The organism is Tepidicella xavieri (assembly GCF_004363315.1).
Lineage (GTDB): Bacteria > Pseudomonadota > Gammaproteobacteria > Burkholderiales > Burkholderiaceae_C > Tepidicella > Tepidicella xavieri.
Window position 1 is genome coordinate 95,944 of record NZ_SNYL01000008.1, and the last position, 15,715, is coordinate 111,658.

At 65.0% G+C, this 15,715-nt stretch carries 17 protein-coding genes; 7 read left to right on the forward strand and 10 right to left on the reverse strand.

Annotation, left to right across the window (positions count from 1 at the left end; genetic code table 11):
- Positions 1-58 precede the first annotated feature (58 nt).
- The 6 genes from DFR43_RS08210 (at position 59) to zapE (ending at position 7,834) form a co-directional block, all read left to right on the forward strand.
- Positions 59-442, forward strand: coding sequence for an ArsR/SmtB family transcription factor (locus tag DFR43_RS08210; RefSeq protein ID WP_133597517.1), 384 nt, complete (start codon positions 59-61; stop codon positions 440-442).
- A 98-nt stretch (positions 443-540) separates the two neighbouring features.
- Positions 541-771 carry a hypothetical protein gene (locus tag DFR43_RS08215; protein WP_133597519.1) on the forward strand — a complete coding sequence of 77 codons (231 nt, stop codon included), beginning with the start codon at positions 541-543 and terminating at the stop codon, positions 769-771.
- A gap of 224 nt (positions 772-995) precedes the next feature.
- Positions 996-3,878 (forward strand): 2-oxoglutarate dehydrogenase E1 component, encoded by a 2,883-nt coding sequence (locus DFR43_RS08220; protein WP_133597521.1) that lies wholly within the window; start codon positions 996-998, stop codon positions 3,876-3,878.
- A gap of 43 nt (positions 3,879-3,921) precedes the next feature.
- The gene (odhB, locus tag DFR43_RS08225) at positions 3,922-5,181 is read left to right on the forward strand and encodes a 2-oxoglutarate dehydrogenase complex dihydrolipoyllysine-residue succinyltransferase (protein WP_133597523.1); all 1,260 of its coding nucleotides are present in this window, start codon (positions 3,922-3,924) and stop codon (positions 5,179-5,181) included.
- 64 nt (positions 5,182-5,245) lie between these two features.
- Positions 5,246-6,673, forward strand: coding sequence for a dihydrolipoyl dehydrogenase (lpdA, locus tag DFR43_RS08230; protein ID WP_133597525.1), 1,428 nt, complete (start codon positions 5,246-5,248; stop codon positions 6,671-6,673).
- Between the two features lie 24 nt (positions 6,674-6,697).
- On the forward strand, positions 6,698-7,834 hold the full coding sequence (gene zapE / locus DFR43_RS08235; protein ID WP_133597527.1) for a cell division protein ZapE: 1,137 nt from the start codon (positions 6,698-6,700) through the stop codon (positions 7,832-7,834).
- A gap of 23 nt (positions 7,835-7,857) precedes the next feature.
- Here the strand turns inward: zapE and DFR43_RS08240 are convergent, their stop codons facing one another.
- Positions 7,858-8,655 (reverse strand): PP2C family protein-serine/threonine phosphatase, encoded by a 798-nt coding sequence (locus tag DFR43_RS08240; protein ID WP_133597529.1) that lies wholly within the window; start codon positions 8,653-8,655, stop codon positions 7,858-7,860.
- 48 nt (positions 8,656-8,703) lie between these two features.
- On the opposite strand from DFR43_RS08240, the gene DFR43_RS08245 reads away from it, so the two are divergent.
- Positions 8,704-9,486, forward strand: coding sequence for a hypothetical protein (locus DFR43_RS08245; RefSeq protein ID WP_164499715.1), 783 nt, complete (start codon positions 8,704-8,706; stop codon positions 9,484-9,486).
- Positions 9,487-9,937: 451 nt separating this feature from the next.
- Here DFR43_RS08245 and DFR43_RS08250 read toward each other — a convergent pair whose 3' ends face one another.
- The 9 genes from DFR43_RS08250 to DFR43_RS08290 all read right to left on the reverse strand — a co-directional run bounded on the left by DFR43_RS08250 (position 9,938) and on the right by DFR43_RS08290 (position 15,701).
- Entirely contained in the window at positions 9,938-10,411 is a 474-nt protein-coding gene (locus DFR43_RS08250; protein ID WP_133597535.1) for a hypothetical protein, read from the reverse strand.
- Positions 10,412-11,548: a phage major capsid protein gene (locus DFR43_RS08255; protein ID WP_133597537.1), complete on the reverse strand. Its 1,137-nt coding sequence runs from the start codon at positions 11,546-11,548 to the stop codon at positions 10,412-10,414.
- A gap of 73 nt (positions 11,549-11,621) precedes the next feature.
- Positions 11,622-12,095 carry a hypothetical protein gene (locus tag DFR43_RS08260; RefSeq protein ID WP_133597539.1) on the reverse strand — a complete coding sequence of 158 codons (474 nt, stop codon included), beginning with the start codon at positions 12,093-12,095 and terminating at the stop codon, positions 11,622-11,624.
- Positions 12,088-12,297: a hypothetical protein gene (locus DFR43_RS08265; protein ID WP_133597541.1), complete on the reverse strand. Its 210-nt coding sequence runs from the start codon at positions 12,295-12,297 to the stop codon at positions 12,088-12,090. The genes DFR43_RS08260 and DFR43_RS08265 overlap by 8 nt, the downstream gene beginning before the upstream one ends.
- On the reverse strand, positions 12,290-12,694 hold the full coding sequence (locus tag DFR43_RS08270; RefSeq protein WP_133597543.1) for a hypothetical protein: 405 nt from the start codon (positions 12,692-12,694) through the stop codon (positions 12,290-12,292). Before DFR43_RS08270 ends, DFR43_RS08265 begins: the two co-directional genes overlap by 8 nt.
- Positions 12,695-13,179: 485 nt before the next feature.
- Entirely contained in the window at positions 13,180-14,601 is a 1,422-nt protein-coding gene (locus DFR43_RS08275; RefSeq protein ID WP_133597545.1) for a primase-helicase family protein, read from the reverse strand.
- Positions 14,598-15,053 (reverse strand): CHC2 zinc finger domain-containing protein, encoded by a 456-nt coding sequence (locus tag DFR43_RS08280; protein ID WP_164499716.1) that lies wholly within the window; start codon positions 15,051-15,053, stop codon positions 14,598-14,600. The genes DFR43_RS08275 and DFR43_RS08280 overlap by 4 nt, the downstream gene beginning before the upstream one ends.
- Positions 15,054-15,103: 50 nt before the next feature.
- Positions 15,104-15,433, reverse strand: a complete 330-nt coding sequence (locus DFR43_RS08285; RefSeq protein WP_133597550.1) for a hypothetical protein — start codon at positions 15,431-15,433, stop codon at positions 15,104-15,106.
- Positions 15,426-15,701, reverse strand: a complete 276-nt coding sequence (locus DFR43_RS08290; RefSeq protein WP_133597552.1) for a hypothetical protein — start codon at positions 15,699-15,701, stop codon at positions 15,426-15,428. Before DFR43_RS08290 ends, DFR43_RS08285 begins: the two co-directional genes overlap by 8 nt.
- Between the last annotated feature and the right edge of the window lie 14 nt (positions 15,702-15,715).

Consider the following 15,715-nt stretch of genomic DNA (forward strand, 5'->3'; position numbering starts at 1 on the left):
GCAGCGGGGTGCCCATGTGGGTCGTACCCCGACGCCAGCACGGGGGCCAAGCGAATCTATGCAAGACATCAAGGGTGCAGACGACGGACAGGACAGGGAAGACAACGCCCGCGTGTTCGAGCTGGCGGCCGAACTGTTTGGCATCTTGGCCACGCCCATGCGGCTGCGCATCCTGAGCGCCCTGTGCGATCGGGAGAAGTCGGTCTCCGAACTGCTGGCCGAAATCGACACCACCCAGCCCAACCTTTCCCAGCACCTCAACCTGCTGTACCGCGCGGGCGTGCTGGCCAAGCGCAAGGAAGGCACGCAGGTGATCTATCGCGTGCAAAGCGAGCGCGCGGTGACCCTGTGCCGCACGGTCTGCACCCAGATCGCCATCGAAATGGACGAGCCGGCCAGCGTCCCCGCCACCGAACGGCTCTTGCCCCGAGGCAGCAAATAAGCCCTTCTGCCTGGCAAGGCTGATTGACCGCTGAGGCCCGCATCGGCCTACAATGGGTCATGCGTTTTTCGACGATTCTCGCGTGCAGGCGAGCGGCCATGTCACTCTTGGGATGGGGCTTGGCGTTGGGCCTGCTGGCAGGCTGCTCCACGGTGAACATGGGCGTTTCGGTCCCGGTGGGCCGTGGCGCCGGGGTGGGCGTCAGCGTGGGTTCTGATGGCCGTGTGGGCGTGGGGGTGGGCGTCTCGGTAGGCGCAGGCACGGTCAGTGTCGGCACGTCCGGTCAGTTGCCTGTCAACAAAGACGAAGACACTGCCGAGAAAAAATAAACCTTTCAGGCGGCCGACGCCTTGGTGCATCTGCGCGACACCGGCGCCCTGGCCGCAGGAGACATGCACGATTTCTTTGTCAGCCCTCCGCGATCGGTGGCACAATGCGGGCTTGCACAGGTCCTTCCAGTCACTGTCGCATCCGCCAACCGGTTCAGCCGTGTCGCGGAAGGTTTTTCCAACCAGCTAATGTTCCCTGCAGGGGAACGGAGGTCAGCGAACCCATGAGCGAGACGAACAGCGTCTATGTTGCCTTCAATGGCAACTCCTATCTCTTCGGCGGCAACGCCCCTTACGTCGAGGAGATGTACGAAAACTATCTGGCAGACCCCACCAGCGTGCCCGATTCCTGGCGTGCGTACTTCGACGCGCTGCAGAACGTGCCCGCCGTGGACGGCTCCGACGCTCGTGACGTTCCCCATCTCCCGGTCATCAATGCCTTTGCCGAGCGCGCCAAACAGGGCGTGACGCAGGTGGTGTTTGCCGCCGGTGCCGATTCGGACCTGGGCCGCAAGCGCGTTTTCACGCAGCAGCTCATCGCCGCCTACCGCAACGTCGGGCAGCGCTGGGCCGACCTGGACCCCCTCAAGCGCACCGAGCGCGAGCACATCCCCGAGCTGGATCCGGCCTTCTACGGTTTCGCCGACGCTGACCTCGAAACCGTCTTCAATACCAGCAACACCTTTTTCGGCCGCGAGACCATGCCGCTGCGCGAGCTGGTCAACGCCCTGCGCGAAACCTACTGCGGGACCATCGGCGCCGAGTACATGTACATCTCCGACCAGACGCAAAAGCGCTGGTGGCAAGAAAAGCTCGAAAGCATCCGCAGCAAGCCCAACTTCACGGCCGAGAAGAAAAAACACATCCTGGAGCGGCTGACCGCCGCCGAAGGCCTGGAGCGGTTCCTGCACACCAAGTACGTGGGCCAGAAGCGCTTCTCGCTCGAAGGGGGAGAGAGCTTCATCGTGGCGATGGACGAACTCATCCAGCGCGCGGGTGAGCGTGGCGTGCAAGAGATCGTCATCGGCATGGCCCACCGTGGCCGCCTCAATGTGCTGGTCAACACCCTGGGCAAGATGCCGAAGGACTTGTTTGCCGAGTTCGAGCACACCGCGCCCGAAGACCTGCCCGCCGGTGACGTGAAATACCACCAAGGCTTCAGTTCCGACGTTTCCACGCCGGGCGGCCCCGTTCACCTGAGCCTGGCGTTCAACCCCTCGCACCTGGAGATCGTCAACCCCGTGGTGGAAGGCTCGGTGCGCGCCCGCATGGATCGCCGCGGTGACCCGAAAGGCAAACAGGTGTTGCCGGTGCTGGTGCATGGCGATGCGGCCATTGCCGGGCAGGGTGTGGTGCAGGAAACGCTGGCCCTGTCGCTGACCCGTGGCTATGCCACCGGTGGCACGGTGCACATCGTCATCAACAACCAGATCGGCTTCACCACCTCCGATCCGCGCGACGCGCGTTCCACCCTGTACTGCACCGACATCGTCAAGATGATCGAAGCGCCGGTGCTGCACGTCAATGGCGACGACCCTGAAGCGGTGGCGCTGGCCATCCAGTTGGCGCTGGAGTACCGCATGGAGTTCGCCAAGGACGTGGCGGTGGACATCGTTTGCTTCCGCAAGCTGGGCCACAACGAGCAGGATACCCCGTCGCTCACCCAGCCGCTGATGTACAAGAAGATCGCCAAGCACCCCGGTACCCGCAAGCTGTACGCCGACAAGCTGGTGGCCCAGGGCGTATTGACCGACGAAGGCGCTGAAGAGATGGTCAAGGCTTACCGCGCCGCCATGGACGCGGGCAAGCACACCGTGGACCCGGTGCTGACCAACTTCAAGAGCAAGTACGCCGTGGATTGGGCCCCCTTCCTGGGCAAGAAGTGGTCCGACGCGGCCGATACCGCTATTCCGCTGACCGAGTGGAAGCGGCTGGCCGAGCGCATCACCGCCGTGCCAGACAACATCACCCCGCACCAGCTCGTCAAAAAGGTGCTGGCCGACCGCGCCGCCATGGGCCGGGGCGAGATCAATGTGGACTGGGGCATGGGCGAGCACATGGCTTTTGCCTCGCTGGTGGCCAGTGGCTACGCGGTGCGCCTGTCGGGTGAAGACTGCGGCCGCGGTACCTTCACCCACCGCCACGCCGTCATCCACGATCAGAACCGCGAGAAGTGGGACGAGGGTATCTACATTCCGCTGCAGAACGTGGCCGAGAACCAGGCGCCGTTCGTGGTGATCGACTCCATCCTGTCGGAAGAGGCGGTGCTGGGCTTCGAGTACGGCTACGCTTCGGCCGACCCGAACACCTTGGTCATCTGGGAAGCTCAGTTCGGCGACTTCGCCAACGGCGCGCAGGTCGTCATCGATCAGTTCATCGCCTCGGGCGAAGTGAAGTGGGGCCGCCTCAATGGCATCACCTTGTTCCTGCCGCACGGCTATGAAGGACAGGGCCCGGAGCACAGCTCGGCGCGCATCGAGCGCTTCATGCAGTTGGCGGCCGACACCAACATGCAAATCGTGCAGCCGACCACGGCCAGCCAGATCTTCCACGTGCTGCGCCGGCAGATGGTGCGCAACCTGCGCAAGCCGCTGGTGGTGTTTACGCCGAAGTCGCTGCTGCGCCACAAGGATGCCACCTCTCCCTTGAGCGAATTCACCAAGGGCGGCTTCCAGACCGTCATCCCTGAGCAGCATGCCGATGTGGTCAAGAACGCGGCCAAGGTCAAGCGCCTGATCGTGTGCTCGGGCAAGGTCTATTACGACCTGGTCAAGAAGCGCGAGGAAAAGGGTGCCAACGATGTGGCCATCATCCGCATCGAGCAGCTTTATCCCTTCCCGCACAAAGCGTTCGGCGCCGAAGTCAAGAAATACCCCAACGCCACGGAAATCGTGTGGTGTCAGGACGAGCCGCAGAACCAGGGGGCCTGGTTCTTCGTGCAGCACAACATCCATGAAAACATGCTCGACGGGCAGCGCCTGGGCTATGCCGGCCGCGCCGCTTCCGCTTCTCCGGCCGTGGGCTATGCCCACTTGCACCAGGAGCAGCAGAAGAACCTGGTCGAAGCGGCTTTCAGCAAGCTCAAGGGCTTCATCCTGACCAAGTAATCCCCCACACACCAAGAACAACGCATTCAAGGACAGTTACATCATGGCTATCGTAGAAGTCAAAGTGCCTCAGTTGTCGGAATCCGTGGCCGAGGCGACGCTGCTGCAATGGAAGAAGAAAGTCGGCGAGACCGTGGCCGCCGATGAGATCCTGATCGAGATCGAAACCGACAAAGTGGTGCTCGAAGTGCCGGCGCCGGCCGCTGGCGTGCTGGCCGAGCTGGTGGTGGGCGATGGCGGCACGGTGGTGTCGGATCAATTGATCGCCCGCATCGACACCGAAGGCAAGGTGGCAGCGGCACCGTCCGCCGAAGCGGCTGCCCCGGCACCGGCTCCGACGGCCGCAGCGGTGTTGGCCCAGGCCAAGAACATGGGTGCCGTGGCCATGCCGGCCGCTGCCAAGCTGATGGCCGACAACAACCTGCCGCCTGGCTCCGTGACCGGCACGGGCAAGGATGGCCGCGTCACCAAGGGTGATGTGCTGGCTGCCGTGGCCTCTGGCGCTGCCAAGCCGGCCGCCGCACCCGTGTCCATCCCCACGGGCGCTCCCACCAAGGTGCTGCCCCAGGTCAGCGCGCCGGTCGTGGCCCCCGATCTGGCCAACCGGCCCGAGCAGCGCGTGCCGATGAGCCGCCTGCGCGCCCGCGTGGCCGAACGCTTGTTGCAGTCTCAGGCCACCAACGCCATCCTGACCACCTTCAACGAGGTCAACATGGCCCCGGTGATGGAGATGCGCAAGCGCTTCCAGGAGAAGTTCGAGAAGGAGCACGGCGTCAAGCTCGGCTTCATGAGCTTCTTCGTGAAGGCTGCGGTGCATGCGCTGAAGAAGTTCCCGATTCTCAACGCCTCGGTGGACGGCAACGACATCGTCTATCACGGTTACTTCGACATCGGCATCGCCGTGGGCTCGCCCCGCGGTCTGGTGGTGCCCATCCTGCGCAACGCCGACCAGATGAGCTTTGCCGACATCGAGAAGAAAATCGCCGAATTTGGTCAGAAAGCCAAAGACGGCAAGCTGGGCATCGAGGAAATGACCGGCGGCACCTTCTCCATCTCCAACGGCGGCGTGTTTGGCTCCATGCTCTCGACGCCCATCATCAACCCGCCGCAATCGGCCATCCTGGGCGTGCATGCCACCAAGGAGCGCCCTGTGGTGGAGAACGGCCAGATCGTGATTCGCCCGATCAATTACCTGGCAATGAGCTACGACCACCGCATCATCGACGGCCGTGAAGCCGTGCTGGGCCTGGTGGCCATGAAAGAAGCGCTGGAAGATCCGGCGCGCCTGCTGTTCAACATCTGATCCGCAGAAGCGCATCCGCCAACGCCCCCTCGGGGGCGTTGGTCCACCGAATCAGGAATTCATCATGTCTCAGACTTTCGACGTCATCGTCATCGGCGCGGGCCCCGGTGGCTACATCGCGGCCATCCGCGCCGCGCAACTCGGCTTCAAGGTGGCCTGTATCGACGAATGGAAAAACGCGGCCGGCGGCCCGGCGCCGGGCGGCACCTGCACCAATGTGGGCTGCATCCCCTCCAAGGCGCTGCTGCAATCGTCCGAGCACTTCGAGCACGCGCAGCACCATTTTGCCGAGCACGGCATCTCCACCGGGACGGTGAAGATGGACGTGGCCAAGATGATCGCCCGCAAGGATGCGGTGGTCAAGCAGAACAACGACGGCATCCTGTACCTGTTCAAGAAGAACAAGGTGAGCTTCTTCCACGGCCGCGGCTCATTCGCGCGCGCCTTCGAGGGGGGCTACGAGATCGCCGTCGCTGGCGACAAGCCCGAGACGTTGGTGGGCAAGCAGGTCATCGTGGCCACCGGCTCCAACCCGCGTGCGCTGCCTGGGGTGGCGTTCGATGAGGTCCATGTGCTGTCCAACGATGGCGCGCTGCGCATGGGCGCCGTGCCCAAGAAGCTGGCGGTCATCGGCTCCGGCGTGATCGGCCTGGAAATGGGCTCGGTGTGGCGCCGCCTCGGCGCGGAGGTGACGATTCTGGAAGGCCTGCCGACCTTCCTCGGCGCCGTGGACGAACAGATTGCCAAGGAGGCCAAGAAGGCCTTCGACAAGCAGGGCCTCAAGATCGAGCTCGGTGTCAAGGTCGGCGAAGTCAAGACCGGCAAGAAAGGCGTGAGCATCGCTTACACCGACGCCAAGGGCGAAGGCAAGCTCCTGGAAGCCGACAAGCTGATCGTCTCCATCGGGCGGGTGCCCAACACCAACGGCCTCAATGCCGAAGCGGTGGGCCTGAAGCTGGACGAGCGTGGCGCCATCGTGGTGGACGACGAATGCCGCACCAACCTTCCCGGCGTGTGGGCGGTGGGCGACGTGGTGCGCGGCCCCATGCTCGCGCACAAGGCCGAGGAAGAGGGCGTGGCCGTGGCCGAGCGCATCGCGGGTCAGCACGGGCATGTCAACTTCAACACCATCCCCTGGGTCATCTACACCAGCCCGGAAATCGCCTGGGTGGGCCGCACCGAACAGCAGCTCAAGGCCGATGGCGTGGCGTACAAGGCCGGCACCTTCCCCTTCCTGGCCAATGGCCGGGCACGTGCGCTGGGCGACACCACGGGCATGGTCAAGTTTCTGGCCGACGCCAAGACCGATGAAATTCTCGGGGTGCACATCGTCGGCCCGATGGCGTCCGAACTGATTGCCGAGGCCGTGGTGGCCATGGAGTTCAAGGCCAGCGCGGAAGACATTGCCCGCATCTGCCACGCCCACCCCAGCTTGAGCGAGGCCACCAAGGAGGCCGCGCTGGCGGTGGACAAGCGCACGCTCAATTTCTGAGCGATCCATCCACGCTGAGCCTCGATGCAGTCCAGCACACCAGGCGCGCGCGTGCCGGTCTTCGGGCCGGTGCGCGCGGCCTATGAGTCCGAGCTCAAAGCCCGCGGGTTCAAGAGCGACCCGGCGCAACTGCGCGCCATCGAGGCGCTGGAGCGCTGCGCCGCCGAATGGGCGCACTTCAAGCAGCGCCGCTCCAATCCCCTGAAAAAGCTCATCAACCGCTTGCCCATTCCACGCGGCGTGTACATGTATGGCGGCGTGGGGCGTGGCAAGAGCTTTCTGATGGACTGCTTCTACAACGCCGTGCCCCTGCGACGCAAGACGCGGCTGCACTTTCACGAGTTCATGCGTGAGGTGCATCGCGAACTGGCCGAGTTGCAGGGCACGGTCAATCCGCTGGACGAACTGGGCAAGCGCATGGCCAAGCGCTACCGGCTCGTGTGCTTTGACGAATTCCACGTGGCTGACGTGACCGACGCCATGATCCTGCACCGGGTGCTGGATGCCATGCGCAAGTATGGCATCGGCATGGTCACGACCAGCAACTTTCACCCCGACGGCCTCTATCCCGACGGCCTGCACCGCGACCGCATTTTGCCGGCGATCGAGCTGCTCAAGCAGACGATGGAGGTGCTCAATGTGGACAACGGCACCGACTACCGGCGCCGCACGCTGGAGCAGGTCAAGCTCTATCACACCCCATTGGGGCCAGAAGCCGAAGCCGAGATGGAGGCGACCTTCGAGCGCTTGGCCGAAGCCCACGATGAGACGCCGGTGCTTCACATCGAGGCCCGCGAAATCCGGGCCATTCGCCGCGCGGGCGGGGTGGTGTGGTTTGACTTCCGCACGCTCTGCGGTGGCCCGCGCTCGCAAAACGACTATCTGGAAATTGCCACCCAGTTTCACACGGTGCTGCTGAGCAACGTGCCGCACATGCCGGTGAACATGGCCTCGGAAGCGCGGCGCTTCACCTGGCTGGTGGACGTGCTGTACGACCGCCGGGTCAAGCTGATCGTCTCGGCGGCGGTGCCGGCCGAGCAGTTGTACACCGACGGCCCGTTGGCCCACGAGTTCCCGCGCACGGTCTCGCGGCTCAATGAAATGCAGTCCAAGGAATACCTGGCCCAGCAGCGGCGGGACGTGGACACCTCACTGACCTGAGCCGGGCGCTGGTCTGGGCCGCGTCAGGTGGCCGGCCACAGCGCCGGACGCGGGCGGGCAGGGGCGGGCAGGGGTTCGAGCTTGACCACGATCAGGGCCATGTTGTCGCCGTGGCCTTCGGCGCGCTGGCGCGCCTTGTCCACCAAAAATTCGCACGCTTGGCGAGGCGGGAACTGGTGGGTGATACGCCCAAGTTCCGACGGGCTGAAATAGTGCCAGATGCCGTCGCTGCAAGCGATCAGCACATCGCCAGGCTCCAGCGCATCGATGCGGTGCACATCGAGTACCGGGTCGTGATCGGCGCCCAGGCAATGGAGCAGCAGGTTGTTGCGCGGGTCGATGAGCGCCTGTTCTTCGGTGAGCTGGCCTTTGTCCACCAGGTTTTGCACGAAGGAGTGATCCTTGGTGCGGTGCTGCAGCACCTCTTGCCGGAAGTGGTAGAGGCGGGAATCCCCCGAGTGGACGAAATGGCATTGGCCATTGGGGTTGATGAGGAACGCCGCCATGGTGCTGTGCGGCTCTTCTTCGGTGGAGGCGGCGGTCAGCCGGATCACGACATGGGCCTCCTGGCCGACACGCTGCAGAAAGGCGCCGGCGTCATCGGTCAGCGGATCGTAGCGCTCGAACAGTTGCTGGGCCGTCAGCAGCACCTGATCGGCCGCCTTGCGCCCGCCGCTGCGGCCCCCCATGCCATCGGCCACCACGCCCAGCACGCAGCCCTTGACGCGATGATGCCCCGTGAGCAGCAGTTGATCCTGCTGATAAGGCCGATCCCCAGGATCGATACCTGTGGAGGCCACAATGCGAAAACCAGTCGGCATGAAATGGTCAGATAGATACAAAGGCCTGATTTCACATCATACCGGGGAATGCCGAGTGACCGCTTGTCCAACCACCCGCACTGGGCCAACTACCGCGCCCTGGCCGACTACCTGGGCCCCAGGGTTGTGGGCTGGGAGCGCTCTGCAAAAATCACCCCGGCCTTTGCCAGCACCCAGCGGTGGCTGTTCGGGTTTGACAAACAAGGGCTGAACTGGGAGGCGCTCGCCAGGCAGCCGTTTCTGGCGGGCTATCCGCCCGACGTGCAATCCGACATTGCAGCACAATGGGAGAGTGCCAACTTTGCCTACTGCGCACTCGATCTGGAGCCAGCCCCCACCCTCAAGTTCTATCTGGAATTTCCGGTGCTGGTGGCCACGCAGATGGGCGGGGTGACGCAATGGGGAGCCCCCGTGCTGTGGTGCCGCGGATACAAGGTGGATGGCCATCGCCTCCGCCACAGCCAGACGGACTACCACCTGCTGCCCGGCAGAAGCGTGGATGAGGCGCTGCAGTTCATGCCGCAGCGGCATGCCGCCAATGCACTCATGCACCAATTAGCCGATTTTCTGGCCCAGCGGGCGTGGTCAACCCGCCCCGCTATCGACATCCTGCAAGTCCTCCATGACTCCCGTTCGCAAGGGCTGGACTTCAGGCTGTATGGGCAAGGCCTGACTCTGTCAGACTGGCTGGGCGAGGTGATCCAGAAAGCAGCCGTGCCGCAGGGGTGGCTGCATCAACGTCAGGTGGTGGCCGATCTCCAGCGGGTGTGGGGAGCGGCCGAATTGGGGCATGTGTCTATGGGGTCGATGACCGGGGCGAGCCGTACATGAATCTGTACTGGGCAGCAGACGATGGCGCTCAGATCTGCCGCCTGGCTTGATATTCCACAAGAACCGGAGCAGCCAGTACTGCGGTTTGGTTTTAAAGCCAGTGCCAAGCGTGCATAAAAAACACAAAGCCCGCACAGTGGCGGGCTCGGTCATTGATGAATTTGGCTCCCCAACCTGGGCTCGAACCAGGGACCTACGGATTAACAGGCCGAGTACAGACACCAACAGGCACCAATATACACCAGCCATAGACGGGTGCAAAGCATGGCCAGACGTTTGAGCCTCGTCCCCATAAAGACAGAGCCCCGGTCAGGCTTTCGCCTGCCGGGGGTGTCTTCCCATCTCGACTACGAGTGAACGCAGAAACCACGCTGCGCTTGTTGGGGACTTTCCAGCCTTTCGGCCTTGGGTCACGCCGTGGCGCCTGTCACTTCGGCGCCACCAGAGCGGCTCAATGCTTTTTTACCAGGTTGATGCGGCAGTTGAGCCCCACCCACTGCGCGAGCTCCACAAAGTCGCGCAGTACCGCCACCCCTTCGTCGGCTCCCAGCCACGGCAGCAAGGCGCGCCGCTCCTGGGGGCCGATCGACAGCAGATGACGGGTGACGGGATTTTGGGTATTGACGCGAGCCCCGCTCGCCACCAAAGATTCAACTGCGGCTAACACGCCATCGAGAAAGCCAGAGGCGCGAGACGCATCGCCCGTGGTTGCAGCGGCTACCAACTCGATCTGCAGTAGCGGCATCAGCTCGCGCTTACCTTGGATCAGCTCGAGCGCCAGCGAGTAGCCCCGTTGAGCCATCATTACATCCCGTGGGCGTAGCAGCAGTTCCCAGATGGCGGAGTTGCTGGCCTGCGGTTGCTCCGCCTTGCGGCCGATGAGCCCCTTTGGGACGCGATTGATCCGGCTGGCGGCGGTACTCATTCAGGCGGCCAGCAGGTCTTTGAAGGCTGCGAAGGCTCCGACGCGGATCGGCGCGATGCCAACGTCAGCACGGGCGATGATGCGCACGCGGCCATCCTTGGCGCCGGTAATGTCGTCGACCAGCAAGTCGATTGCTGCCGGACCCCAGAAACCGACAGCGATCTCGGCCAGGTCGCCCAGCACCAGCGCAGAACAGACGCCGGAACTGGTGCCCTTGGTCAGGTTGTCCGGGACATTTGGGGTCACGCGCACCGGGTAGCCCAGCAGGTCGCGGCCTTCGAAGAGGAACAGGTCGCCGCCTGAAACGCGCTGGGTGGTCCGCAGCTTCTTGGCCAGGGCAGGGCTCATCAGGAACGCAGGCGCAGCCATCTGGCCCGCGCGTGTGGCGACAGAGTGCTCGAGGTCCACCAGGTGCCCCCAGGTGGGTGCAGCACCGTTCGCGCCAGCCTCGAGCACGTCGAGGTCGGCATTGCCCAGCAGGCCCAGCGGTTGGCTCGTGCCGTTGCCGTTGATCGCGGCCAGGTCGATGGCGTGTGCGAGGCGGGTCACCAGCTCGCGCGACAGCAGCGCGTTGACGTCGACGGCTGCGTCATGCAGCAGGCGGCGCGAGAGTGTGACGGTGACGATCAGGCTTTTCGGCGTGAGGCGCGACTCGCCAAAGGTCGGCTCACGCTGGGGGGCCGGGTCGCCCTCGGCAATCCACCCATCGGCGGGGTCAAGCGGCGTGGTGGTGGTGATGCCGTAAGACGATCCCGTCAGGCCCGAGAGCACGGTAGCGCCGCCGCCAATGACAGCGGAGCTCGGCAGCAGACTTGCGGCGTTTTCGCGGTCCAGGCGCGCCGTGGTCAGGCTCGACGAATTGCTCGTGGTCAGATCGCGCGTCAGCGCTTTCAGCGGCACCCAGGTGCCACTCGGAACATTGCCGCCGCGCTGACGCAGCGATTCGGAGAGCTCAGACCAGGCCGAGACCTTGCGCTCATCAAGCGGGCGCAACGGGTGGCGGGTCTTGGACAGCACCAGCTCGCGGAGGTCCAGCTTGGACCCATATCGCTGCAGGGATTGCGCCTGCAAACCGAGCTCGTCGGCGGTCCTGCGCTGCAGCTCGCGCAGCGTCGGGCGGATTGGGGTCGCTTCCATTCGGGGTCCCTTCGTGATGTGTTGATGCCACGATTGAACCGACGCGCGCGCGAAGTCCTGACAACAAACCGCTTCAGCGGCCCCGGCTTTCCAGGAGCTGGCGGTAGCGGCGGGGCGTCGATGGCAGCGGCACCCCGCCAATGCGGCGGGCCTCAAACAGCAGCCGCTCGAGCTCGCTGGCGTGTTCAGGCGCTTCAGCCAGGCGCCACCAGGCGGGCCACTTGCGCAGCTCGAATCGCTGGGCCATTCGCGCGAGCTCGACTGCGATGCGCCAGGGATGGGGACCGATCTCGGTTTCAACGTGCTGCGCCAGGCGGTACAGGTATTCGTCGCGGAGCCGAAGGCGGGCCGGTTCGGGGGTGCTTGGCATCCCCAGGCAGCGCGCCAGGCTTGGCGAGGGCCGTCGCAGTCGGCGGCCGTCCGCGTCAAGGGCGCCACGCTGCCCCGACAGGAGCCATGCGCGCACGCGCTCGCGCACCCACTGCCAGGTCTCGGGTGAGGGCCGATCCTCGAGCAGCGCCAGCAAGTGCTCGCGGTGGTCACTCATGGTGCGGCCTCCTGATGATCGGCGAACACCAGAACGAGGGGCCCGGCGTCGCCTCGCGCAGTGCGCGGCGCAGCATCGTCCGCAGCGGCTCGCCTGGCAGTCGCCAGATTTCGGGAAGGCGGCCAGGTACGGCCTCCAGACCGGCGATTTCGGCATCATGCGAAGCCAGCGGGAGCACGTACAGCTCTAGCGATTCATGCATGGCTGCCCTCCTGCGAATTGAGCAAGTCGCCATCAGCGACAAGGCTCAGCGCACCTCGAATCTCGTCCTCTAGTATTTGGTGCACAGCCACCGGATCAGTGGTCGCAGCCAGGCCCGTCGCAACGCGGTCAGGGATACCCAGAAAGCGCTCACGCAGGATGCTCAGTCGCCGGGCGACCGCATGCCGTACCGCGTCGACGCGAATGAGCTCACCCCGCTGCTCCTGCAGCCTCAGCATGGCCAACTGCGCCTCTGCTTCCTCGCGAACGCGTCGTGCGTCCTCGTAGGTGGCACCCGGAGCTACGCTACCGCTTCGCACCGGCACGGCGGGTGAGCTACCCGTCCGCCGACGAGAGTTGGCCGCCCACTGCGCGTCGGCCGCAATGGGCTCGATCATCTCTCGCCCGTCGACCGCTATTGGCGTGATGCGACCCTCTGCGATGGCGCGGGTTACAGCGCTGGGTGCGACGCCTCGGCGACGGGCGTATTCACTTTTCGTGATTAGTTGAGTTTTCATAAATCAGAGCTGCTTTGTCGATAGCCTTAACTATTCCTGGCACTGCCCACTAGCGAGAGGCCGCGGCCGCCAATGACCCGCATCTCTTTTTCCCGTAGGGGGAACCGACCTGGGGGGAAGCCTGGCGCTTCCGTCGCTTCCAACGCTTCCACGTGTTTTCGCATCTTTCCAATTTCTCCACTTACCTACCTTTTCTTCCTTAATAGGTAATGGGTTGGAAGCGGTGGAAGCGTATACGTGACAAGCACTTGCGCGCACTTCCGGTTGGTTGCGCTTCCGACCGGGGTGGAAGCGGAGGGGGATGGCGGCGGCAAAGTGGCCGATGGGGTTGGAAGCGGTGCCGCCAAGGGTTGGAAGCGGAGCACTCATGTCGGGGCCTCCTCGCCAAAGACGCGGCAGAACCCGCGCAGCGGTCCATCAAAGGCTGCCACGGCCTGGGTGGCGAAGTCGTACCAGGTCACGCCGTTGCGTGGACCGGCGCCACTGGGCAGCCAGAGCGTGATTGGCGCGCCGCTGCTGCCGCCTGATGGCGAGCACTTCTGGCGCGACAGGCGCTGGCCTGCAGCCTTCGCCGCGATCGCCGTGAACGTCGTCTGTGCGGGGATGCTGCGCTCGCCGTGGGCGCGGCACCAGCGCGCAAAGCCGCGATAGAGCTGCGCTGTACTGCAGGGCCATAGGGGTAGCTCGAGCTGCTGGGCGAGCCAGTCGCGCACGAAGCGTTCCGCCGGGCGTAGGCCGAGCTCCACCAGCTCGCGCTTGGCCTGGGTCAGGGGCGGCGGCGCGTAGGGGTCAAAGCGACTCGTGTCGAGGCCGACAAGGTAGGCCAGAAAGGCGTTGAGCCCGCCCGAATCAATGCAGCGCCCGACGCGCGCATAGAGGTCGTCGGTTCGTTTAGGCGGGCACCAGACCACGTAGTGACGTCGGTCGTCTGCCTCGAGCGCCAGCGGCTTCGCCTCGTTGGAGAGGAAGACCAGATTCGCGGCGTTGCGCTCCTGGCGCACGGTCGCAAACTTGGCCTCGATCATCAGCGTTTCGCCCGTAATCAGCGCCTTGAGCCGGTGGCGGTAGTGGGCCGCCTCGCCGGGTGCAAGCACCTCGTCGGCCACCACGAAGAGGCACCGCGAGGCCCAGTCGGTGTACCGGCTCTCCAGTTGCGCCTGGCCGATCACGCGCGCGTATTCGCCGTAGATGCGGGCCATGACGCCCTCGAACAGCAGGCTCTTGCCGCAGCCCTGCGGGCCATGAAATACCAGCGCGCTGCGCAGCTTGGCGCCGGGATGCTGCAGCGGGTATGCCAACCAGTGCAGCAGGTATTCCACGTGACGCGCTCGCCCTTCTGGGTCGGGTGCGGTCTCACTCATCAAATGCTCGACCAGCTCCAGAATCGGTCCGCAGTCGCCCTCGACGGGGGCCAGAGGGAATCCGCGCCAGAGGTTAATTTGATGTGGCAAGCAGTGCCCGGAGGGCTCGAAGACGATATCTTCGGGTGCCACCTGGCGGCGTGCCGGGTGAGTCAGCCACGCCTTGTAAATCGATGCATTCCCCGCCAGCTCATAGCGCAGGTGCCGGACCGGGTACTCGCGCAGCAGCCACAGGTCAAAGACGCGATCGGTCCCAAGGATGTAGACCCAGCGCTCGAGCGCGTCCACGAGCTGCAGCGGTTGCTGCAGGCGCTGCGCCAGTTCGCCAGGGCCAGGACACTCGCCAGGCATTGCGCCGTTGGGGTCGAGTTCGGCCATCGTGCGGGCACGCAGTTGTTCGATGCGTTTGGGGTCCACCTGCATCATCGGCGTCCCCCTGGCGGCGTGGCCAACAGCAGCACGCGACGGGCTGCGTCGATGATCGCCTGGCGGGCGTTTTGGTCGAGGACGTGGCCGTTGGCAACGCGCAGCGCCTCGATCGCCAGCAGCTCGGCGTCGGCCGCAATCAGTGCCAGGGCATCGGCGGCACTCAGCCCGGCCGGTCGCGTCGGCGGTGGCGCGATGGCGCTGCCATCCTCGATCCAGCAGCCGAGTCGCCGGGCGGCCTCGACGAAGGTCAGGCCGTGGCGGTTCATGGCGAACGCGATCACATCCCCGCCGCGTTCGCCGCAACCCATGCAGGCGTACGCGCCGCTGGCAAGATTTATTCGCAAGGATTGCCCGCCGTGCCAGGGACAGTCGGCCGTGCGCCAGGTGCCGCGCTTCTCGCGAAACGCCAGCCCCTCGGTTGCGATGTAATAAGTCTCTGGATCGGGCAACAGCCCACGGTCAAAGCGTCCGCGTGGTGCAGGATTTCCAGCCGGGGCCATCAACGCATCCCCTCGGCACTGGTGCGGCGGCGGCGGTGCAGGCTGCTGCGCGCGATTTCCTCGCCGGTGTCCGGGTCGCTCAGGCGCAGCGTCAGGTCTGGCAGCACCTCGACCAGGTAGGGCCGCTCGGCGCCGCTGTCCTGGGGCCGCAGCGTGGCCTTCCAGAGCGCGCGCCCGCGCGGGTTGAGGGCATCGACCAGACGCCAGGCCTTTGCCAGCAGATCGCGCTGCTGCGGAGTTTGCGGCGGTTGCCGGCGTGTAGAAGATTGGCGCTTGTCACGTTGGCCGGAGCGCCTGGCGGCGGGGTCGAGCCTGAGGACCTCAGCCATTTTTTGCCGTCCGCTCGACGTAGGCGCTCAAGGCGGCGCGCTCCACCACGGCGGCGAAGCGCTCGGGGTGGATCAACAGTCGGTTGCGGTGCAGGGCGACAGCACCGGCCTCGGCGAGCTCGTCGCGCAGCTTGCGCAATGCCCAGCGGGCGGCATGTTCCGACGGGTAGGGCGCGTCATCGTTGGCCCAGAGGGTGCGCAGGGGCACGAACCCCTGCATGACGGACACCCGTGCGGGGGCGCCCTTGATGCGTAGTTTTTCAGACACTGCGATCACTCCAG